The organism is Pseudothauera hydrothermalis, assembly GCF_003345255.1.
In the GTDB taxonomy this organism is placed as follows: Bacteria; Pseudomonadota; Gammaproteobacteria; order Burkholderiales; family Rhodocyclaceae; genus Pseudothauera; species Pseudothauera hydrothermalis.
In genome coordinates this window covers 1,814,523-1,835,369 of record NZ_CP029331.1, presented here as the reverse complement: position 1 = coordinate 1,835,369, position 20,847 = coordinate 1,814,523, and the positions used below count along the sequence as shown (strand labels likewise).

The following is a 20,847-nucleotide window of genomic DNA, read 5'->3' as shown; positions in this document are numbered from 1 at the left end:
TGTGATGGGTCGGCTGGTCGATACTCTCTTGCTCCCCCGGTACGGCCAGGGTATTGGCCGTCGCGCGGAAGCATTTGATTCCTGCGTGTGAGTGACGCGTCAAAGTCCAGCGGTCAGGCTGGCGTATGTCGAAGATTGCGGTTTGCGTTACCATCGACGCCTTTTTGGGCGTCGGGGTTACGCTTTGGCAGTCCGGGAGCACTCCTGTAGGGCTCATCGTCGTCCGGTCTCCTGCGCTTTCCGCGGCAGGGGCGTCGACGCAACCGAGACACACCAAGTGGCAAGTATATTGCACAATGACGATACAAGGCAAAGCGATTGCGGTACGACACGAGCGCATCGATGAGGCCGCGGCCGGCCAGCGCATCGACAACTTTTTGCTGCGGCTCGCCAAGGGCGTGCCCAAAAGTCACATTTACCGCATCCTGCGGGCCGGCCAAGTGCGGGTCAACGGCCGCCGGGTGCAGCAGACCTACCGCTTGGTCGCTGGCGATGAGGTGCGTATTCCGCCGCTCCGCCTCGCGCAGCCTGGCGCCAGCGCGCCAGCGCCGGCCGGCAAGCCGTTGCCGGTAGTATGGGAAGACGACGCCTTGCTCGTGGTGGACAAGCCCGCCGGCAAGGCAGTGCATGGCGGCAGTGGGGTGAGCTATGGAATCATCGAGCAGTTGCGCAGTCAGCGACCAGAGGCGCGGATGCTGGAACTTGCCCATCGTCTGGATCGGGAAACCTCCGGGCTGTTGATCGTCGCCAAAAAACGTTCCGCGCTGGCCGCGTTGCACGACATGATGCGCGAAGGGCGGGTCGAGAAACGTTATCTCGCGCTGGTTTCGGGTCGCTGGACCAATGCCTTGCAGCACGTCAAGCTGCCGCTGTTCAAATATCTGACCGCCGACGGTGAGCGTCGGGTGCGGGTCAGCGCTGACGGCAAACCGTCACACTCGGTGGTGCGCTTGGTCAAGCGCTGGCGGCGCTTCAGTTTGCTGGAAGTGGAACTGAAGTCCGGACGCACCCATCAGATCAGGGTGCATTTGGCGCATCTGGGTTTCCCGCTCGCGGGCGATGACAAATACGGCGACTTTGCGCTCAACAAACAACTGGAAGGCGAAGGTCTGAAACGCATGTTTTTGCATGCGGCGCGCTTGCGCTTCAGCCATCCGTGTAGCGGCCAGGTGCTGGCTCTGAATGCGCCGCTGCCGCACGAGCTGCAAAGCTTTATCGATTATCTGGATGCCGAGGACAGCCCTGAACATGGCCCCACGCTTTGAACTCATCGTTTTCGATTGGGACGGCACCTTGCTCGATTCGGCAGCGGCCATCGTCTCGTCCATCCAAGCGGCTTGTCGGGACCTGGGCCTGCCCGAACCCTCGCCGTCGCGTGCCCGCCATGTGATCGGGCTGGGTTTGGGCGATGCGCTGCGCCATGCGGTGCCAGCGTTACCGGAGCGCGACTATCCACGCATGGTGGAGCGCTACCGCCACCATTATCTGTCGCGTGACCATGAATTGACGCTTTTTCCGGGCGTGTTCGAGATGATCGAATCGCTGGCCGCGCGCGGGCGCTTGCTTGCGGTGGCGACCGGAAAAAGCCGCGTCGGACTCAATCGCGCCTTGGCCCATTCCGGGCTTGGTCCCTTCTTTCATGCCACCCGCTGCGCCGACGAGTGTTTTTCCAAACCGCATCCGGCGATGTTGGAACAGTTGATGGATGAGCTGGGGGTGTCGCCGGAGCGGGCCTTGATGGTCGGGGATACCACGCACGACCTGCAGATGGCCAAAAATGCCGGGGTGGCTGGGCTGGCGGTGAGTTTTGGGGCGCATCCGCGCGAGGCGTTGGAGGCTGAGCAGCCGCTGGCCTGCCTGCCCACACCGCAGGACTTGGCGGCGTGGCTGCGTGATCATGCTTGATCGCTCAGGCCAGAATCAAGAACAGTGCGGGCCGGCGCGCCAGCTCGGGTGGCGGTGCCAGGCGCCATTGGGCAATCGTCTGGCTGCGGATCCATTCGTCCGCGGTGGTCAGCTCACGTGCAACGCATAGCCGCGTCTCCGGGCGGCACACCCGTAGCAGGGCGTCGAACATGCGTGTGTTGCGATAAGGCGTTTCGATGAAAATCTGGGTGCGTTGCGTCGCGCGGGATTCATCCTCCAGTGCCCGCAGTCGGCCATCGCGGGCAACATCGTCGACCGGCAGGTAGCCGTGAAAGGCAAAGCTTTGGCCGTTCAGGCCGGAAGCCATCAAAGCCAGCAAAATCGATGAGGGGCCGACCAGTGGCACCACTCGCAGGCCCAGCGCATGGGCGCGCGCCACCAAGTGCGCGCCGGGGTCGGCCACCGCCGGGCAGCCGGCTTCCGACATCAGGCCGATGTCGTGGCCAGCCAGTGCGGGGGCAAGCAGAGCGTCGAGCGCCGCACGCGAGGGCTCGGGCGGCAGTTCGGAAATCTTGGTGTCGCGAAGCGCGCCGGGGAAATCCAACCGCTTCAGTTGCGCGCGCGCGGTTTTGGCGTTTTCAACCACAAAATGGGTGAGTCCGGCAGCGGTGCGTTGAACATGCTCGGGTAGAAACTGCTGCCAGGGGGCCGGGCCGAGACTGACCGGAATCAGCACCAGGCTGCCGCGCGCTGCGTTCATGGCAGCTCCAAGCCTTCTGCGCGCAGCATGCGCGACAGAGCGATCAGCGGCAGGCCGATCAATGCGGTCGGATCGTCGCCAGATAAGGCGTCGAGCAAGGTAATGCCCAAGCCTTCGGACTTGGCACTGCCGGCGCAGTCCAGTGGGCGCTCTTTATTGACGTAACGGATGATCTCGGTGTCGGTGAGCATCCGGAAACGCACGCTGGTTGCAACGCCTTGGCATTGCAATCGTCCGCTGGTGGTATTGAGCACGGCGAGCGCGGTGTGAAAGACCACCGTTTTGCCGCGCATGCGTTGCAACTGAGCGATGGCGCGTTCGACGGTGCCGGGTTTGCCGAATATCTCGTCTCCCAGGTATGCGACCTGGTCGCTGCCAATGATCAATGCCTCCGGATGGGTGGCGGCGACCGCGCGCGCTTTGGCGATCGCCAGTCGCTCGGCGGTTTGCGGCGGCGTCTCACCGGGGTGCGGGGTCTCATCCACGTCCGGGCGGTCGGTGATAAAAGGAATACCGAAGCGTTCGAGTAGCATCCGGCGATACGCCGAGGTGGAGGCGAGGACGAGTTTCATTGGGGTATTGAAAAAGACAGGCGCGTCGCCGTGACGCCAAGGCGGGGCGGCCGGCCAAGGAGGAATCGCTGCCTTGGCTTTGACAGAGTAGGCCGAAAATAATATCATGGCCCGCTTATGTCGCAACAAGGCGTTCAACCGGTCTTGCTGGCCGATCCATTCAAGTTCGCGCGGGAGGCGCGTGTGCTGCGTGGAGAGGTGGCGGTGGCGGGGCTTGAGCGGCTCGTCGATCAGCTCGTCGAAGCGTCTGGCGTGGTGACATGGCAGTTGGCTGGCGAAGTGGGTGAAGATCGCAAGCCGCGGCTTTTGCTCACCGCTTCGGTGGCTTTGAAGCTGCGTTGCCAGCGCTGCCTGGATGAGATGGTTTGGCCCTTGGCGCTGACGTCCCGCTTGCTGATCGTGCCGGTCGGTCATGAGATCCCCGACGATGAGCTGGAAGACGATGAGCAGGACACGGTGGAGGCCGGGGCGGATTTCGATGTGCTTGCGCTGATCGAAGAAGAAATCCTGCTGGCCTTGCCGATTGCGCCGCGACACGATGATTGCGAGGTTCCGCGCCCTGAGGGCGGGGGCGAGAAAAAATCGCCTTTCGCGGCGCTCGCCGGGTTGAAAGCCAGGCCGGGTGTGCGGTAGGTACGACTCATTGTTTTTAGGAGCGATTCATGGCCGTTCAGCAAAATAAAAAATCCCCGTCCAAGCGTGGCATGCACCGTGCGCACGATTTTCTCAGCGCCCCGCCGCTGGCTGTCGAAGCCACTACGGGGGAGGTGCATCTGCGTCACCATATCAGCCCGAATGGTTTTTACCGCGGCAAGAAAGTAGTCAAGGTCAAGGGCGAATAAGCGCCTTTTTTCTGTACAAAGCGGCGCAGCGCTTCGGGCGCGTGCGCCGTTTTTTCGTCCTGAATTTTCAGTTTGATTCCGCACGAGAAACCGATGGGTGTCACCGTTGCAATCGACTGCATGGGTGGCGATCACGGTCCGCTGGTGACTGTGCCGGCTGCGCTGGCTTTTCTGCGTAGCCATCCTGATGCCCGTGTCGTGCTCGTCGGTCAGCCCGACGCGCTCGGCCCGGCCTTGGGCAATGCCGCCGCCGTGTTTGGCGAACGTCTGCGTGTTCATCCTGCTTCCCAAGTGGTGGGCATGGATGAAGCGCCGCAGGCTGCGATGAAAAACAAGAAAGATTCATCGATGCGGGTGGCCATCAACTTGGTCAAGGAAGGCGAAGCTCAGGCGGCGGTGTCCGCCGGCAATACCGGTGCTTTGATGGCGATCGCCCGCTTCGTGCTCAAGACGCTGCCGGGTATTGACCGGCCCGCCATTGCCACCGTGCTGCCCACCCGGCAAGGGCGCACGTATGTATTGGATCTCGGTGCCAATGTCGATTGCAGCCCTGAGCATTTGTTGCAGTTCGGCATCATGGGCGCGCAGCTGGTGTCAGCGGTCGAGCATGTCGAGCGTCCCCGCGTTGGGCTGTTGAATATCGGCGAAGAGGAAATCAAGGGCAACGAAGTCGTCAAGCAGGCGGCTGTATTGCTGCGCGCGAGCGGCCTCAATTTTTGCGGCAATATCGAGGACATCTACGAGGGGGCGGCCGATGTGGTGGTGTGCGACGGCTTTGTGGGCAATGTTGCGCTGAAGACTTCCGAAGGTCTGGCGCAAATGCTCACCGCCTTCCTCAAGGAAGAGTTCGCCCGCAACCTGCTGACCAAATTGATGGCGCTGGCGGCTTTACCGGCGCTCAAGGCTTTCAAACGGCGGGTCGATCACCGCAGCTACAATGGCGCCACATTGCTGGGTCTGCGCGGCGTGGTGGTCAAAAGTCATGGATCGGCAGATACCTATGCGTTCGAGCAGGCGATCCATCGTGCGGCCGAAGCAGCCGCCAATCAGTTGATCGAGCGCATCGGCAGCCGCATGGCGGCAATGAGCCACGGGGAAACAGCATGATTTTCGCGCGTGTTGCCGGTACCGGCAGCTATCTGCCTGGCGAGCCGGTCACCAATCACGATCTGGTCGCTCGCGGCGTGGAAACTTCGGACGACTGGATCGTCGAGCGTACCGGGATCCGTTCCCGCCATCTGGCGCCGGCCGATGTCGGCGCCAGTGAACTGGCCCGCATCGCCAGCGAGCGTGCGATCGAAGCGGCGGGTTGTCACCCGCAGGACATCGATCTGATCATCGTCGCGACCTCAACGCCCGATTACGTTTTTCCGAGTACCGCAGCGCTGCTGCAATCCAAACTGGTTATCCGCAACGGCTGTGCGGCCTTCGACGTGCAGGCGGTGTGCAGCGGGTTTGTTTATGCGCTCAGCGTGGCCGAAAAGTTCATTCGCTCCGGCAGCCACCAACGTGCGCTGGTGGTGGGTGCGGAGGTGTTCTCGCGCATCCTGGACTGGTCGGATCGCAGTACTTGCGTGTTGTTTGGCGACGGGGCCGGGGCGGTGGTGCTCGAAGCCAGTTCCACCCCCGGCATTCGTGCCAGCGCCCTGCACGCCGACGGCAGTCACCACTCCATTTTGTGCGTGCCCGGCAGTGTGGCCTGCGGACAGGTCATCGGCGACCCCTTCCTGCGTATGGACGGCCAGTCGGTGTTCAAGTTTGCGGTCAAGGTGCTGGGCGATGTGGCGCTGGAGGTATTGGCGCAAGCCGGGCTGCATGCGGCAGAAGTCGATTGGTTGATTCCGCACCAGGCCAACATCCGCATTTTGCAAGCCACGGCCAAGCGCCTGGGGGTGTCGATGGATCGGGTGGTCACCACGGTGGATCGGCACGGCAACACCTCGGCCGCCTCGATCCCGTTGGCGTTGGACTTTGCGGTGCGCGACGGACGCATCCGGCCGGGCGATCGGGTGATCCTCGAAGGCGTGGGTGGCGGTTTCACCTGGGGTGCGGTGCTGCTCGATTTCTGATCGATCCTTTGAAAATGACGCTGCGGCCTGCCGTGCCGCGGCGTAACGTGGGAGGCAAAGATGAGCTTTGCGCTGGTTTTTCCGGGACAGGGTTCGCAGTCGGTCGGCATGATGGCCGGCTACGGCGAGAACGTCGTGATCCGCGACACGTTTGCCGAAGCATCCGACGCCTTGGGCGAAGATCTCTGGCAGATGGTCTGCGAGGGGCCGGCCGAGCGCCTGGCGCTTACTGTCAACACCCAGCCGCTGATGTTGGCCGCCGGCGTGGCGGTCTGGCGCGCTTGGCTGGCTGCGGGCGGTCCGCAGCCAGCGATGGTGGCCGGTCATAGTCTGGGCGAGTATTCCGCGCTGGTCGCGGCCGGTGCGCTGGCCTTTGCCGATGCGGTACCCTTGGTGCGCTTTCGCGCCCAGGCCATGCAGGAGGCGGTGCCGGCCGGTGAGGGCGCGATGGCTGCACTGCTCGGTTTGGAAGCGGACGCCGTGCGTGAAGCCTGTGCCGAAGCGGCGCAAGGCGAGGTGGTGGAAGCCGCCAACCTGAATGCGCCGGGCCAGATCGTCATTGCTGGCGCCAAGGCAGCGGTCGAACGTGCCGTGGAGGTGGCCAAGGCCAAAGGCGCCAAGCGCGCGGTGCTGTTGCCGGTTTCGGCGCCGTTCCATTGCGCGCTGATGAAACCCGCGGCCGAACGCTTGGCCGAACGGCTGGCCGGGGTGACCATCGCCAGACCGCAGATTGCGGTGCTGAACAACGTCGATGTGGCCGTCTATGACGAGCCCGAGAAGATCCGTGACGCGCTGGTGCGGCAGGCGTTTTCCCCGGTGCGCTGGATCGAGACCGTGCAGGAGATGGGGCGGCGCGGTATCAGCCAGGTCATCGAGTGCGGTCCGGGCAAGGTGCTGGCTGGTATGAATAAGCGCATCGCCAAAGAAGTGGAAGGTGGCTCGGCGCATGACGCCGCCAGTTTGGAACAGGCCATCGCGGCCGTGAAAGGGCAAGCACAATGAGCGCAGAAGTGTTCAGTATGCAAGGGCAGATTGCCCTGGTGACCGGCGCATCGCGTGGCATCGGCCGCGCGGTGCTGATGGAGCTTGGCCGCTTGGGCGCCACCGTGGTCGGCACCGCTACTTCCGAAAGCGGTGCGGCCGAGATCGATCGAGCGATCAGTGAGGCGGGCTTCAAGGGTGCAGGCCGGGTGCTCGATGTCACCGACGCGGCTGCCTGTGAGGCGCTGGTCGGCGAGGTGGAAAAGCGCTTCGGTGCGGTGACCGTGCTGGTCAACAACGCCGGCATCACCCGGGACAACATTGCCATGCGTATGAAAGACGAAGAGTGGGATGCGGTGCTCGACACCAATCTCAAGGCGGTGTTTCGGATGAGCCGGTTGGTGATGCGCGGCATGATGAAGGCGCGTTATGGCCGCATCGTCAATATCACCTCGGTGGTGGGCAGTGCGGGCAATCCCGGACAGGCCAACTACGCCGCCGCCAAGGCCGGCGTGGCCGGCATGAGCCGCGCGCTGGCGCGCGAGCTGGGCAGCCGCAACATCACGGTCAATTGCGTGGCGCCCGGTTTCATCGACACCGACATGACCCGGGCGCTGCCGGAAGCCGCCCGCGATGCGTTGTTGGGCAGCATCGCGCTGGGCCGTTTGGGCAGGCCGGAAGAGATTGCCGCTGCGGTGGCTTTTCTGGCTTCTCCGGCGGCCGCTTACATCACCGGCACCACGTTGCACGTCAATGGCGGTATGTATATGTCGTAATCGCTGGCTGCGATAGCGGTTACGGCGGTTTTTGGTAGAATACGCCGGCTTTTTTCATACACCTGCATCTATCAGGGAAGGAGTTTGTTCATGGAGAACATCGAACAGCGCGTCAAGAAAATCGTCGCTGAGCAACTTGGCGTGAACGAATCGGAGATCAAAAACGAGTCTTCGTTCGTGGACGATCTGGGCGCGGATTCGCTGGACACCGTGGAACTGGTCATGGCGCTGGAAGAAGAATTCGAGTGCGAGATCCCGGACGAGGAAGCCGAGAAGATCACCACTGTTCAGCAGGCGATCGACTACGTCACTGCTCATCTGAAGAAGTAACGCCTCATTGCGGCGCATCGGCCGCAAGCCGTCCGGGTCCCGCAGTTGCGGTGTCCCGGGCCGGCCGCGAAACGTCTGCTTCGACATTTCGCCGTTGTTTTCCACATTCTCCGCCCTGTTCGTATACGGAGCCGCCTGTGTCGCGTCGTAGAGTCGTCGTAACCGGCCTGGGATTGATTTCGCCGGTCGGCAATACCGTCCCCGAAGCTTGGGAAAACCTGGTCGCCGGCAAGAGCGGCATTGGTCCTATCACCCGGTTCGATGCCAGTGCGTTTGCTGCACGCATCGCCGGTGAAGTGAAGGGCTTCGATGTATCGGCGTATTTGTCGCCCAAAGAGGCGCGCCGCATGGATGTGTTCATCCACTACGGCATGGCGGCCGCTATCCAGGCCATTCGCGATTCGGGGATCGAGGTCACCGAGGCCAACGCCGATCGCATTGGCGTGAATATCGGCTCGGGCATCGGTGGTCTGCCGATGATCGAGCAAACGCATGACGATTATCTTTCCGGCGGTCCGCGCAAGATTTCCCCGTTTTTCATTCCCGGCACCATCATCAACATGATCTCCGGCAATCTGTCGATCATGTATGGCATGAAGGGGCCCAACCTCGCGGTGGTCACCGCGTGCACCACCGGTTTGCATGCAATTGGCACCAGCGCGCGTCTGATCGAGTACGGCGATGCCGACGTGATGGTTTGCGGCGGCGCCGAATCCACCGTCACACCTTTGGCCATCGGTGGATTCTCCTCGGCCAAGGCGCTGTCGACCCGTAACGACGACCCGGCAACCGCCAGCCGGCCGTGGGATAAGGATCGTGACGGTTTTGTGCTGGGTGAAGGTGCGGGCGTGTTGGTGCTCGAAGAATACCAGCACGCGGTGCGCCGCGGCGCCAGGATCTACGCCGAGATTGCCGGCTTTGGCATGAGTGGTGATGCGTTTCACATGACTGCGCCGGATACCGACGGTCCGCGCCGCAGTATGGTGTGCGCTATGAGAAACGCCGGCGTGAATCCGGATGAGGTGCACTACCTCAATGCGCACGGCACATCCACCCCGCTCGGCGATAAAAACGAAACTGAGGCAATCAAGCTCGCTTTCGGGCTTGATAACGCCAAGAAGCTGGTGGTCAATTCCACCAAGTCGATGACCGGTCACCTGCTCGGCGGTGCCGGCGGGTTGGAGTCGGTGTTTACCGCGTTGGCGGTCTATCACCAGGTTTCGCCGCCGACGATCAACATCTTCGAGCAGGACCCGGAGTGCGATCTGGATTATTGTGCCAACGTAGCCCGGCCAATGCGCATCGATGTGGCGCTGAAAAACAACTTTGGTTTCGGCGGCACCAATGGCACGCTGGTGTTTCGTCGGCTGAAGTAAATCCGCCGCTCTGATCCGGGGGCTGCGCAGTGCGTTACCCGATCAGGCTGAAGCTGCGACCCTCGGCCAGGATCAAAGCGCTGATGTGCGCGATGCATGGCATCGCCGCATCAGCGCTGCTGTTTTTGGATCTGCCTTTCGTGCTTTCGCTTACGCTGGGCGCAGCGATTTTCTTGTCATTGGGGCTTGCGCTACGGCGGCAGGCGGCCGGTTCGCTGTTGCTTGCCGATGATGGAGAGTTCGAGTTGGGTGAAGGCGGCAGGCTGCGTGTGCTCGCATCCACTACTGATTTCGGGTGGGCGCTCTGGCTGCACTGGCTCGGCGATGACGGACGCCGCGGTGCGATGATGCTGGCGCCCGATGCGCTACCGCCCGGCGGTTGGCGTGTGCTGCGTATTTGGTTGCGGCATAAAGCCGGGGCGCGGATCGACCGCGGTATGTCGTACTGAGCTGCGATGCGAGGACCGTCGCATCCCGCGTGGTGGTTCACTCCCCTGCATCATGGTCGCAGAATCGTGTTGCGCGCCTTTGGCAGCAGGTCGGGGTAATCCCGCGAGTGGTGTAGTCCGCGGCTTTCCTTGCGGCGAAGCGCGCAGCGCACGATCAGATCGGCGGTGACCACTAGGTTGCGTAATTCGATCAGATCGTTGCTGACCCGGAAATTTGAATAGAACTCGTGAATCTCGCGCGCCAGCAGGCGAATTCGGTGGCGGGCACGGCGCAGGCGCTTATTGGTACGCACAATGCCCACATAGTCCCACATCGCGCGGCGCAGTTCCGCCCAATTGTGCGAGATGACCACTTCCTCGTCGGCGTCGGTCACCCGGCTTTCATCCCAGTCGGGCAGTGGCGGATTCGGCGTGCGCGGTTTGGCGAGAATGTCTTGCGCAGCGGCCTGGCCAAACACCAGACACTCCAATAAGGAGTTGCTCGCCAGGCGGTTGGCACCGTGCAGACCGGTGCAGGCCGATTCGCCGACCGCATAGAGGTTGGGCACGTCGGTGCGCGCCGACAGATCGGTGACGATGCCGCCACAGGTGTAGTGTGCTGCCGGCACCACCGGAATCGGTTCGCGGGTGATGTCGATACCCAGCTCCAGGCAGCGTGCATGAATGTTGGGAAAGTGGCTGCGCAGCCATGCCGCGGGCTTATGAGTGATGTCGAGAAAGACGCAGTCGATGCCGCGCTTTTTCATCTCGAAGTCGATGGCGCGGGCCACCACGTCGCGCGGGGCAAGTTCCGCGCGCGGGTCGTGTTCAGGCATGAAGCGCGTACCGTCGGGCAGGCGCAGCACGCCGCCTTCGCCGCGTACCGCCTCGGAAATCAAGAATGATTTAGCCTGCGGGTGGTACAGGCAAGTCGGGTGAAACTGGATGAATTCCATGTTGGCCACCCGGCAGCCGGCTCGCCAGGCCATGGCGATGCCATCTCCGGTGGCAACGTCGGGATTGGTCGTATAGAGATAAACCTTGCCGGCGCCGCCGGTTGCCAGCACGGTGTTGGGCGCGCTGAACGTCACCACCTGTCCGCTGGCCAGATCCAGTACGTAGGCGCCCAGGCAACCTTTGCCGGGATGACCGATTTTGTCGCCCAACACCAGATCGATGGCAATGTGCTGCTCGAAGACCGTGATGTAAGGATGAGCCAAGACTTGTTTGGTCAGCGTGGCCTGTACGGCGGCACCGGTGGCGTCGGCAGCGTGAATGATGCGTCGGTGTGAGTGTCCGCCTTCGCGCGTGAGATGGTAGCCGACGCTGGAGGCATCCTCACGGGTAAACGGCACGCCGCGCGCAATCAACCAGTCGATGGCGGCTTTGCCGTGTTCGACCACGAAGCGGGTGGCAACCGGATCGCACAGACCGGCGCCCGCGGTGAAGGTATCCTGAATGTGCGCTTCGATGCTGTCGGTGCTGTCCAACACCGCAGCGATGCCGCCTTGCGCCCAGGCGCTGGCGCTGTCGGCGAGTGAGCGTTTGGTGATCAGCGCCACCCGTTGCTCGCGATCGGCCAGGCGCAGTGCGAGGGATTGACCGGCAGTGCCGCTGCCGAGAATCAGGACATCGAATTGTTTTAGCAAGATCGGTCGCTTCCGGGCGAGGCAGAAAAACGGGCGAAATATAGCATGGGCACGACGTGTGTCTGCTTCGGTCAAAGATCGGCGAAATGGGGGTAAAAAGCCCTTGCGGCATCTGAACTATTCGTAAGGGGGCCTGTCAGTGGCTTAGGCAATGATTTTGCTGAGCGCGCAGCCGGTCGCTTATACTTCGGCGGTTTTGATCCCCAACGTATAACAACGACCTGCTCATGAGCGATCGCGAAATCGATCAGTTGCTTGTCGAACGCGTACAGCGCGGCGACAAGCAAGCCTTCGGCTTGCTGGTGTCAAAGTACCAGCGCAAGCTGCATAGGCTGTTGTCGCGCCTGATCCGCGATCCGGCCGAAGTAGAGGATGTCGCGCAGGAGACGTTCATCAAAGCCTACCGCGCTTTGGGTTCGTTTCGTGGCGATAGTGCGTTTTACACATGGTTATATCGCATCGGCATCAATACGGCGAAAAACTTCCTGGTGTCGCAAGGGCGGCGTGCGCCGACTTCGACCGAGTTCGATTCGGAGGAAGCAGAAACCTTTGAAGAAGGCGATCAGTTGCGAGACATCAACACGCCCGAGCGCTTGTTGATGACCCGCCAGATTGGCGAGACGGTTGAAGAAGCGATGGCGGCGCTGCCCGATGAATTGCGCACGGCGATCATGCTGCGCGAGATCGAGGGCCTGAGTTATGAAGAAATCGCCGGCATCATGGATTGTCCGATTGGGACGGTGCGCTCGCGGATCTTCCGTGCGCGCGAGGCGATTGCAGAAAGACTGCGGCCGTTGCTGGATACGGCTCCTGACAAACGTTGGTAGTGGGTGGTGGTGATGAAAGACAAACTGTCAGCCTTGCTCGATGGCGGCCTGGATGAGCAGTGCACGGCAGCCGTTTTCGATGCTCTCAAGCGCGACCCGGCTGCGCGTAGAGATTGGGACACCTGGTGCCTGATCGGCGATGTGTTGCGTGGCGAGCACAGTGCCCCGCGGGATTTCGTGTCGCGTGTGATGGCTGAAATCGAACATGAACCGGTGCTCTTTGCGCCCGCAGCGATGGCCGACAGCCAGGCAGCCAGATCGATCTGGCGCTCGGTGATGCCGCTGGCCGCGTCGCTGATGGGCGTGGCCGCGGTCGGTTGGGTGGCACACACCCTCTCTACGCAGGATTCTAAGGCGGGAACCTTAACAGCGTCTGCAGCGGTGGCGAAGCCGCCGGTCGTGGCAAGCGCACGACGCGAAGCGGCGATTGAATCCGATCCGCATCGCCAATATGTTTTTGTTCATCAGGCGATGAGCGGCGGGCCGCTTTCGGGAGCGGTGCATTATGTGCGGACCGTATCCGAGATCCAGCCGGAAATTGGTCGATGAAACGGTTGTTTGTGGTCTTTTGCCTCGGCGTGACGCTGGCGATGCCAGTTCTCGCCGAAGCGCCTGACGATCCGCTGGCCTGGCTGGGGCGTATTGCTGCGGCATCCAAGCAGCTCAACTATTCCGGTACTTTCATCTACCAGGCTGGGCAACAGTTGGAAACTTCTCGTATCGCTCATCTGGTGGATGCCACCGGTGAGTACGAGCGCTTGGAAGTTCTCGACGGCAGTCCGCGTGAGGTCATTCGCGCCAACGGCGCAGTGCGCTGTGTGCTGCCAGAGCAAAAGACGGTGATCATTGACGAGCCGGACGGGCGTCGGGCGTTCCCGGCCAAGATTCCCGTGTCCTATGCCGGACTTGCCCAAAACTACCGGATCCGCAAAGGTGAGACCGCCCGGGTGGCTGGCTATGAGAGCCAGTTGATCGTGCTCGATCCGCGCGATGAGCTGCGTTACGGCCACATGCTGTGGGCGGAGCGACAGTCCGGGTTGCTGCTCAAGGCGCGCATGGTCAATGAGCGCGGCGAGATCATCGAGCAATTCACGTTCAGCGAAGTGCGTATTGGCGATATAGACCGCGAAGCGCTGTCGCCGCGCTACCGCAAAGATGAAAGCTGGCATTTGGTGGATACCCGGGGCAATGCGGTGAGTCCGCAAGAAGCGGGCTGGGTGCTGAAAGATGTGCTGCCGGGTTTTACGCTCGGTGCGGTCTTCAAACGCTCATTGGGCGAAGGGCGGGGCGAGGTGGTGCATATGGTGCTCAGCGATGGTCTGGCGACCATCTCTGTTTTCGTTGAACCGATGGGCACCCAAGAACCCCCAGGGACGTTTTCGCCAGCCAGAGCCGGTGCGATCAACATCTACAAGCGCCCATTGAATGGACACCTGGTCACTGCCCTGGGTGAGGTGCCGCTTCGTGCGGTTCAACGTGCCAGTGAAGCGGTCGAGGCCGCAGCGCGATGATCCAGGCGCGTGCAATTGTCGAGCGCCTGGAGGGCGACCACGTGTGGGTCCGGGTAAGCGAACAGGCAGGCGGCTGCGGCCGTTGTCATGAACCCGGGGGGTGTCGTTCGGTCAAGATTGCCCATCTTTTCAAGTCGCCCACTGAGTTGTTTTGCCTGCCCAATTCGATCGGCGCACGGCCGGGTGATCCGGTGCTCATTTCTATCGACGATGGCGCGCCGCTTCGTGCTGCGTTGGCCGGTTACGCGCTGTCCGCGGTGTTGATGGTGGTCGGGGGGGGCGTAGGTGCGGTGGCCGGTAGCGCTGCGGATGTGGCCGTGCTGGCCGGTGCGCTGGCCGGATTGCTGCTGGCCTGGGCATGCAATCGGTTGCTTTTGCGCAGCAGGCGTTGGCGCAATGGGTTGTGTATGGCCGTCGCTCCCGCGTGCGGACATGCTGTCGACGAGGGCAGGTGAAGTCTCGGTGAGCGTCGTGTTTTCTTTTTTCCGCGGCTCTCTGGCGCGCAGGTGGTGCGCCTGTGCGCTGGGTGTGGTGCTGTGGGGCGCCGTGCAGGCGGCGCTGGCGGTCGAACTACCGGATTTCACCGCACTGGTCGCCAAACAGGGGGCGGCGGTGGTCAATATCAGCACCACCCAGCAAGTCGGCGAGCGCGCCGTCGGGTTGTTCGGGTCTGATGAGCAGGGGTGGAGGTTTGATTTTTTTCGCCGTTTTATACCGCCTCATCTGCGGATGCCGGAATTGGAACCCGAGCCGGAGGACGAGTCGCTGGGATCGGGTTTCATCATCAGTGCAGACGGCTACATCCTGACCAATGCGCATGTGATCGCCGGCGCGGAGGAAATCATCGTTCGTCTGGCTGACAAGCGCGAAATGCTCGCACGGGTCATTGGTGCGGACGTCCGCAGCGACGTGGCGTTGATCAAAATCGAGGCGACTGATCTGCCCCGGGTGACGCTGGGAGACCCCGAGACGCTGCAGGTGGGCGAATGGGTGGTGGCCATCGGCTCGCCGTTTGGCTTCGATCATTCGGTGACCGCCGGTATTGTCAGTGCCAAAGGGCGTTCGCTGCCAGACGAGAATTTCGTGCCTTTCATCCAGACCGACGTGGCGATCAATCCCGGCAATTCCGGTGGGCCGCTATTCAACCTGCGAGGCGAGGTGGTGGGCATCAATTCTCAGATCTACAGTCGTACCGGCGGCTTCATGGGGGTGTCGTTTGCCATTCCGATCGATGTGGCCATGCAGGTGCAGGCCCAGTTACGTGAAGCTGGGCGCGTGCGCCGCGGGCGCATCGGGGTGGCCATTCAAGACGTGTCGCGCGAATTGGCAGAAGGTTTCGGTCTGGCGCGGGCAGAAGGTGCGCTGGTCAGTGCGGTGGAGCCAGGCGGCCCGGCAGCCGTGGCCGGCGTCGAGCAGGGCGATGTGATCGTGCGCTTTGCGGGCCGCGTCGTGGCCAATGCCACGGATTTGCCGCGTATCGTTGCCGCCAGCCGGCCGGGCGAAGCGGCTGAGCTTACCGTGATGCGCGCAGGGGCTGAGCAGCGCTTGACGGTCGTGGTTGGCGAGTGGGCCGATGAGGCGCAGCCGCGGCCTGTAAGCCTGCGCAAAGACCAGCCGCCCGCGGGCGTTGGCCTGGTGCTGACCGAGCCGCCGGCCGCGCTGCGCCGCGAGCGCCGGCTCAAGTACGGGTTGGTGGTCGAACGGGCGCAGGGTATGGCTGCGCTGGCGGGGCTGCGGCCTGGGGATGTTTTGTTGGCAATGGTCCAAGGCGGCAAACACCGGCCACTCTATAAACTTTCCGATTTCGACCCTGCGCGGGCTGTATTGGCAGACGGCGGCAATGTGACCGTGCTGGTGCTGCGCGGTGAGGTGGAAAGTTATCTGAGCCTCAAAGGCAGGCAGTGAAGCAATGCAACCGGAACTGACCGTGCTCAGCCGCCAATGGTGCCATTTGTGCCACGAACTCATCGCGCGGCTCGAACCTCTGGCGCGCGAACTGGGCTGGACGGTGAAGGTAGTCGATGTCGACCAGCATCCTGAATTGCAGGCGCGCTGGGATGAACTGGTGCCGGTGGTGCTGGCCGGCGAGCGGCCTTTGTGCCACTACCATCTCGATGAGGCCGCGGTTCGTGCTTATTGCGGCGGTTTTCCGTTAGAATCCGCGCCTTAGCGCTGCGCTTTGCGGCCGAGACCCGTTCCAAAGGGAGGCTGCAGCCGTTTTCCAGTTCAACAGGGTGCCGAAAGGCGCCCTTTCTGTTGTCATCCATGCAGCAATATACGCGTAATTTCTCCATCATTGCCCACATCGATCACGGCAAGTCCACGCTCGCGGACCGGCTCATTCAGTATTGCGGCGGTCTGTCCGAGCGCGAAATGGCCGAGCAGGTGCTCGATTCCATGGATCTCGAGCGCGAGCGCGGTATCACCATCAAAGCGCAGACTGCAGCGCTGCATTACAAGGCCCAGGACGGTCAGCTCTATCGCCTGAATCTGATCGATACCCCGGGGCACGTGGACTTTTCCTACGAGGTCAGCCGCTCATTGGCGGCCTGCGAGGGCGCACTGCTGGTCGTCGATGCCTCGCAAGGCGTCGAGGCGCAAACCGTGGCCAACTGCTACACCGCGCTCGACCAGGGCGTCGAAGTGGTGCCGGTGCTCAACAAGATCGACCTGCCCGCAGCCGATCCCGATCGCGCACGCGCCGAGATCGAAGACGTCATCGGCGTCGATGCCACCGACGCCATTTTGTGCTCGGCCAAGACCGGGCTGGGCATCGAAGCGGTGCTGGAAGCCATCGTTGCCCGGGTGCCGCCCCCGAGCGGCAATCCAGAGGCGCCGCTGAAGGCATTGATCATCGACTCCTGGTTCGACAACTACGTCGGCGTGGTCATGCTGGTGCGGGTGGTCGATGGCGTGCTCAGGCCCAAGGACAAAATCCGTTTGATGTCCACCGGCGCGCAGTATTTGTGCGAGCAGGTCGGGGTGTTTACCCCAAAGTCCATGGTCTGCGAAGAACTGCCAACCGGTAGCGTGGGTTTTGTCATTGCCGGCATCAAAGAAATCGATGCCGCCCGAGTGGGCGATACCGTCACGCTGGCCACCCAGCCGGCCGCCGAGCCGCTGCCAGGTTTCAAGGAAATCAAGCCGCAGGTGTTTGCCGGTTTGTATCCGGTGGAGTCGTCCGAATATGACCAGTTACGCGATTCGCTGGAAAAACTGCGCTTGAACGACGCTTCGCTGCAGTTCGAGCCGGAAGTCTCGCAAGCGCTTGGCTTCGGTTTTCGCTGTGGTTTTCTTGGCTTGCTGCACATGGATATCGTGCAGGAGCGCCTGGAGCGCGAGTTCGACATGAATCTGATCACCACCGCGCCCACGGTGGTCTATGAGGTGGTGCTCAACGACGGTACCGTGATCCATGTCGAAAATCCGGCCAAGCTGCCCGATCCGGGCAAGTACCGGGAAATTCGCGAACCCATCATCACCGCCAATATTTTTCTGCCGCAGGATTATGTCGGGCCGGTGATTACCCTCTGCAACCAGAAACGCGGCATCCAGCTCGACATGCGCTACCACGGCCGGCAGGTGCAGCTGATTTACGATCTGCCGATGAACGAAGTGGTGATGGACTTCTTTGACAAGCTCAAATCGGTGTCGCGCGGCTATGCCTCGCTCGACTATGAATTCAAGGAGTACCGGTGCGCCGATCTGGTCAAACTCGATCTGATGGTTGGCGGTGAAAAGGTCGATGCGCTCTCGGTCATCGTGCATCGCGCCAGCGCCCAGTACCGCGGCCGCGAACTGGCAGCCAAGCTGCGCGGCCTGATCCCGCGGCAGATGTTCGATGTGGCGGTGCAAGCGGCGATCGGCTCGCACATCATCGCGCGCGAAACGATCAAGGCGTTGCGCAAGAACGTGCTGGCCAAATGCTATGGCGGCGACATTACCCGCAAGAAAAAACTGCTGGAAAAGCAGAAGGAAGGCAAAAAGCGGATGAAGCAGGTCGGCAACGTGGAAATTCCGCAGGAAGCTTTTTTGGCCGTACTCCGGGTCGAGGACGGCAAGTGACACGACGACCTTTTCCGCCTTTTGTGCTCATGGAGTGCGCGTGAACTTTGCCCTGATTCTGTTTTTGCTGCTGGTGGTGACGGCCGTTTTGTGGCTGGCCGACCGCTTCTATGCCCGCGCGCGCCGTGCTCCGGGTGCGCCGTCGCCCTGGTGGGTAGAGTATGGCGCGAGCTTTTTTCCGGTGATTCTGATCGTTTTCGTACTGCGCTCTTTTGTCGTGGAACCGTTCAAAATCCCATCCGGATCGATGATTCCAACCCTGCTGGTGGGTGACTTTATCCTGGTCAACAAATGGACCTATGGCATCCGCCTGCCGGTAATCAACAAGAAAATCATTCCGATCAACGACCCGCAGCGCGGCGACGTGATCGTGTTCCGTTATCCGGCAGACCCTTCGCTGGACTATATCAAGCGAGTGGTGGGGCTTCCCGGGGACAAAGTGGAGTATTTCAACAAGCGACTGACGATCAATGGCGAGCCGGTCAGGGTGGAACCCGACGGACAGTATTTGCACACCGACCGGTTGTACTATTCGCCCCGTTACGTCGAAAAACTGGGTGAGGTCGAGCATCGTATTCTGATCGAGAACGATGCGCCGGCCTACCTGACCCAGGTCATGGATTTTCCCTTCCGTGACCGCTGCACCTATACTAGCGCCGGCGTGCGCTGTGTCGTCCCTGAAGGGCATTATTTCGTCATGGGTGATAACCGCGATGCCAGCAGCGACAGCCGGGTTTGGGGGTTTGTGCCGGACGACAACATCGTCGGCCGCGCGTTTTTCATCTGGTTCAATTTCAAAGACATGAAACGCATCGGCCGTTTCGACTAAAAGGGAGAGCGTCGAATGAAAAACTCGCAGCGCGGCCTGAGTTTGGTCAGCACCTTGATCGTCGGTGCCTTTCTCGCGTTTTTTCTCTTGCTCGGGTTTCGCACCGTGCCGGCCATCAATGAATACATGGCGATCAAGCGTATCCTGCCGCAGGTGGCTGACGAGGGCGATAACGGTGCGACGATCTCACAGATGCGTAGCAGCTTTACCCGTCGCGCACAGATCGATGACATCGTCTCGGTCAAGGGTGAGGACTTGGTCATTACCAAAGAAGGTGGCCGCGTGGTGATACGGGTGGCCTACGAGCGTACCGTGCCGGTGGCCGGCAATGTCAGTCTGCTGATCGCCTTCGATGCGTCGTCGGCGAACTGAGCCGGATGAATCTTTCCCGCTTGCAAAACCGGCTCGGTCACACGTTTGCAGACCCCGCGCTGCTGCGTCAGGCGCTCACCCACCGAAGCTTCGGCCAGCCCAACAATGAGCGGCTGGAGTTTCTGGGAGACAGCATCCTCAACTGTGTGGTGTCGATGGCGCTCTACCAGCGCTTCGGCGATTTGCGCGAAGGCGAGCTGTCTCGTCTGCGCGCCGCCTTGGTCCGTCAGGAGGCGCTCTATCGGATCGCACTCGAGCTTGAAATCGGCGATAACCTGCGTTTGGGCGAAGGTGAATTGAAATCGGGCGGTGCGCGTCGTCCTTCAATTCTTGCCGATGCGCTGGAGGCGCTGTGTGCGGCGGTGTTACTGGATGGGGACTTTCCCGCAGCCAAAGCGGTGATCGACCGCCTCTACCAACCGGTGCTGGCCGAGCTCGATCCGCGCTCATCGAGCAAGGACCCCAAGACGGCGTTGCAAGAATGGTTGCAGGGCCGCAAGCTCAAACTGCCGCATTATGAAATGGTCAAAGTGCTGGGCGAGGCCCACGCGCAGCAGTTCGAGGTGGCCTGTGTAATCGAATCGCCGCCATTGCGCACCGTGGGTCATGGCGCCAGCCGGCGGGCCGCTGAACAGCAGGCGGCTGAACTGGCGCTAAGCCAATTGAGAAAGAAATGAACCAATCCACTTCCGCGGCCGGCGCAAACGGTTTTCGCACCGGTTTTGTTGCCATTGTCGGGCGCCCCAACGTTGGTAAGTCCACGCTGCTCAATCGCCTGATCGGGCAGAAGATCAGCATTGTCTCCAGCAAGGCGCAAACCACTCGCCATCGGGTGACTGGCATTCGTACCGATGCCGGGGCGCAGTTTGTTTTTGTCGATACCCCCGGGTTTCAAACGCGCCACCGCAATGCGCTGAACCGTTCGATGAACCGCTCGGTCACGCAGGCGCTGGGCGACGTGGATGTGGTGTTTTTTCTGGTCGAGGCCGGACGCTTTGGCGAGGACGACCGCATCGTGCTCCAACTGCTGCCCGAAGGCGCGTGCGTGGTGCTGGTGATCAATAAGATCGACCGGCTGCGCGATAAAAGCAGTTTGCTGCCTTTTATCGAGCGCATGAGTACGGTTTTCCCCTTTGCCGAAATCGTGCCGCTGTCGGCCGAGCGTGGCACCAACGTGGATGAACTGATCCGTGCTGCGACTGCGCTGTTGCCGGAAGGCCAACCTCTGTATGGCGAGGACGAAATCACCGACCGCAGCGAACGCTTTTTGGCCGCTGAGTTTCTGCGCGAGAAGCTCTTTCGCCTGCTCGGTGACGAGCTACCGTATGGCATGACGGTAGAGATCGAGAAATTCGAAACCGAAGGCCGGCTGCGTCGCATTCACGCCGCGATCATCGTCGATAAACCCGGCCACAAGGGTATTGTCATCGGCAAGGGCGGCGAGCGGCTCAAGCGCATCGCCTCCGAAGCGCGTCTCGAACTGGAAAAGCTCTTCGACGGCAAAGTCTTCCTGGAAGTGTGGGTCAAGGTCAAAAGCGGCTGGGCAGACGACGAGCGCGCGCTGAAAAGCCTCGGTTACGAATAAGCCATCCAG

25 protein-coding genes are annotated in these 20,847 nt (G+C 61.7%); 22 read left to right on the top strand and 3 right to left on the bottom strand.

The features are described from left to right. The first annotated feature begins 296 nt into the window (after positions 1-296). Together DIE29_RS08885 and DIE29_RS08880 are read left to right on the top strand one after the other, a co-directional pair. Positions 297-1,265, top strand: a complete 969-nt coding sequence (locus tag DIE29_RS08885; RefSeq protein WP_102041440.1) for an RluA family pseudouridine synthase — start codon at positions 297-299, stop codon at positions 1,263-1,265. Further along, a complete protein-coding gene (locus DIE29_RS08880) occupies positions 1,249-1,905 on the top strand; it encodes an HAD-IA family hydrolase (protein ID WP_108079926.1) in 657 nt (218 codons plus the stop codon). Before DIE29_RS08885 ends, DIE29_RS08880 begins: the two co-directional genes overlap by 17 nt. Positions 1,906-1,909: 4 nt before the next feature. Here DIE29_RS08880 and DIE29_RS08875 read toward each other — a convergent pair whose 3' ends face one another. After that, positions 1,910-2,626, bottom strand: a complete 717-nt coding sequence (locus tag DIE29_RS08875) for an SAM-dependent methyltransferase (protein WP_108079927.1) — start codon at positions 2,624-2,626, stop codon at positions 1,910-1,912. Then, positions 2,623-3,198 (bottom strand): Maf family protein, encoded by a 576-nt coding sequence (locus DIE29_RS08870; RefSeq protein WP_108081046.1) that lies wholly within the window; start codon positions 3,196-3,198, stop codon positions 2,623-2,625. Before DIE29_RS08870 ends, DIE29_RS08875 begins: the two co-directional genes overlap by 4 nt. Before the next feature lie 117 nt (positions 3,199-3,315). On the opposite strand from DIE29_RS08870, the gene DIE29_RS08865 reads away from it, so the two are divergent. The 9 genes from DIE29_RS08865 (at position 3,316) to DIE29_RS08825 (ending at position 10,021) form a co-directional block, all read left to right on the top strand. Further along, positions 3,316-3,831 carry a YceD family protein gene (locus tag DIE29_RS08865; protein WP_114649690.1) on the top strand — a complete coding sequence of 172 codons (516 nt, stop codon included), beginning with the start codon at positions 3,316-3,318 and terminating at the stop codon, positions 3,829-3,831. 29 nt (positions 3,832-3,860) lie between these two features. Next, the gene (gene rpmF / locus DIE29_RS08860) at positions 3,861-4,040 is read left to right on the top strand and encodes a 50S ribosomal protein L32 (protein ID WP_102041445.1); all 180 of its coding nucleotides are present in this window, start codon (positions 3,861-3,863) and stop codon (positions 4,038-4,040) included. Positions 4,041-4,133: 93 nt separating this feature from the next. Beyond that, a complete protein-coding gene (plsX, locus tag DIE29_RS08855; protein ID WP_108079929.1) occupies positions 4,134-5,147 on the top strand; it encodes a phosphate acyltransferase PlsX in 1,014 nt (337 codons plus the stop codon). Further along, positions 5,144-6,109 (top strand): beta-ketoacyl-ACP synthase III, encoded by a 966-nt coding sequence (locus DIE29_RS08850; protein ID WP_114649689.1) that lies wholly within the window; start codon positions 5,144-5,146, stop codon positions 6,107-6,109. The genes plsX and DIE29_RS08850 overlap by 4 nt, the downstream gene beginning before the upstream one ends. Positions 6,110-6,169: 60 nt before the next feature. After that, complete coding sequence (gene fabD, locus DIE29_RS08845; protein WP_108079931.1) at positions 6,170-7,111, top strand: ACP S-malonyltransferase; 942 nt, start codon at positions 6,170-6,172, stop codon at positions 7,109-7,111. Then, on the top strand, positions 7,108-7,866 hold the full coding sequence (gene fabG, locus DIE29_RS08840) for a 3-oxoacyl-ACP reductase FabG (RefSeq protein WP_114649688.1): 759 nt from the start codon (positions 7,108-7,110) through the stop codon (positions 7,864-7,866). Before fabD ends, fabG begins: the two co-directional genes overlap by 4 nt. 90 nt (positions 7,867-7,956) lie before the next feature. After that, the gene (gene acpP / locus DIE29_RS08835) at positions 7,957-8,196 is read left to right on the top strand and encodes an acyl carrier protein (protein WP_102041450.1); all 240 of its coding nucleotides are present in this window, start codon (positions 7,957-7,959) and stop codon (positions 8,194-8,196) included. A 137-nt stretch (positions 8,197-8,333) separates the two neighbouring features. Next, positions 8,334-9,572, top strand: coding sequence for a beta-ketoacyl-ACP synthase II (gene fabF / locus DIE29_RS08830; RefSeq protein WP_114649687.1), 1,239 nt, complete (start codon positions 8,334-8,336; stop codon positions 9,570-9,572). Between the two features lie 83 nt (positions 9,573-9,655). Continuing rightward, positions 9,656-10,021, top strand: coding sequence for a protein YgfX (locus DIE29_RS08825; RefSeq protein WP_114649686.1), 366 nt, complete (start codon positions 9,656-9,658; stop codon positions 10,019-10,021). 50 nt (positions 10,022-10,071) lie between these two features. Here the strand turns inward: DIE29_RS08825 and nadB are convergent, their stop codons facing one another. After that, on the bottom strand, positions 10,072-11,649 hold the full coding sequence (gene nadB / locus DIE29_RS08820; protein WP_114649685.1) for an L-aspartate oxidase: 1,578 nt from the start codon (positions 11,647-11,649) through the stop codon (positions 10,072-10,074). 227 nt (positions 11,650-11,876) lie between these two features. Here nadB and rpoE point away from each other — a divergent pair, with 227 nt between their 5' ends. The 11 genes from rpoE to era all read left to right on the top strand — a co-directional run bounded on the left by rpoE (position 11,877) and on the right by era (position 20,838). Next, positions 11,877-12,476 carry an RNA polymerase sigma factor RpoE gene (gene rpoE, locus DIE29_RS08815; RefSeq protein ID WP_108079935.1) on the top strand — a complete coding sequence of 200 codons (600 nt, stop codon included), beginning with the start codon at positions 11,877-11,879 and terminating at the stop codon, positions 12,474-12,476. 33 nt (positions 12,477-12,509) lie between these two features. Next, positions 12,510-13,025: a sigma-E factor negative regulatory protein gene (locus tag DIE29_RS08810; protein ID WP_335740047.1), complete on the top strand. Its 516-nt coding sequence runs from the start codon at positions 12,510-12,512 to the stop codon at positions 13,023-13,025. Next, a complete protein-coding gene (locus DIE29_RS08805; protein WP_114649684.1) occupies positions 13,022-13,987 on the top strand; it encodes a MucB/RseB C-terminal domain-containing protein in 966 nt (321 codons plus the stop codon). Before DIE29_RS08810 ends, DIE29_RS08805 begins: the two co-directional genes overlap by 4 nt. Continuing rightward, a complete protein-coding gene (locus tag DIE29_RS08800; protein ID WP_114649683.1) occupies positions 13,984-14,442 on the top strand; it encodes a SoxR reducing system RseC family protein in 459 nt (152 codons plus the stop codon). Before DIE29_RS08805 ends, DIE29_RS08800 begins: the two co-directional genes overlap by 4 nt. 7 nt (positions 14,443-14,449) lie before the next feature. Further along, positions 14,450-15,892, top strand: coding sequence for a Do family serine endopeptidase (locus DIE29_RS08795; protein ID WP_418332809.1), 1,443 nt, complete (start codon positions 14,450-14,452; stop codon positions 15,890-15,892). Positions 15,893-15,896: 4 nt separating this feature from the next. Beyond that, a complete protein-coding gene (locus DIE29_RS08790) occupies positions 15,897-16,157 on the top strand; it encodes a glutaredoxin family protein (RefSeq protein ID WP_108079939.1) in 261 nt (86 codons plus the stop codon). Positions 16,158-16,252: 95 nt separating this feature from the next. Further along, positions 16,253-18,052, top strand: coding sequence for a translation elongation factor 4 (gene lepA / locus DIE29_RS08785; RefSeq protein ID WP_108079940.1), 1,800 nt, complete (start codon positions 16,253-16,255; stop codon positions 18,050-18,052). A 40-nt stretch (positions 18,053-18,092) separates the two neighbouring features. Next, positions 18,093-18,881 carry a signal peptidase I gene (gene lepB, locus DIE29_RS08780; protein ID WP_108081048.1) on the top strand — a complete coding sequence of 263 codons (789 nt, stop codon included), beginning with the start codon at positions 18,093-18,095 and terminating at the stop codon, positions 18,879-18,881. A 15-nt stretch (positions 18,882-18,896) separates the two neighbouring features. Continuing rightward, positions 18,897-19,253, top strand: a complete 357-nt coding sequence (locus DIE29_RS08775; protein ID WP_108079941.1) for a DUF4845 domain-containing protein — start codon at positions 18,897-18,899, stop codon at positions 19,251-19,253. 5 nt (positions 19,254-19,258) lie between these two features. Further along, positions 19,259-19,930, top strand: a complete 672-nt coding sequence (gene rnc, locus DIE29_RS08770) for a ribonuclease III (protein ID WP_114649681.1) — start codon at positions 19,259-19,261, stop codon at positions 19,928-19,930. After that, the gene (gene era / locus DIE29_RS08765; RefSeq protein ID WP_102041463.1) at positions 19,927-20,838 is read left to right on the top strand and encodes a GTPase Era; all 912 of its coding nucleotides are present in this window, start codon (positions 19,927-19,929) and stop codon (positions 20,836-20,838) included. The genes rnc and era overlap by 4 nt, the downstream gene beginning before the upstream one ends. Positions 20,839-20,847: the final 9 nt, after the last annotated feature.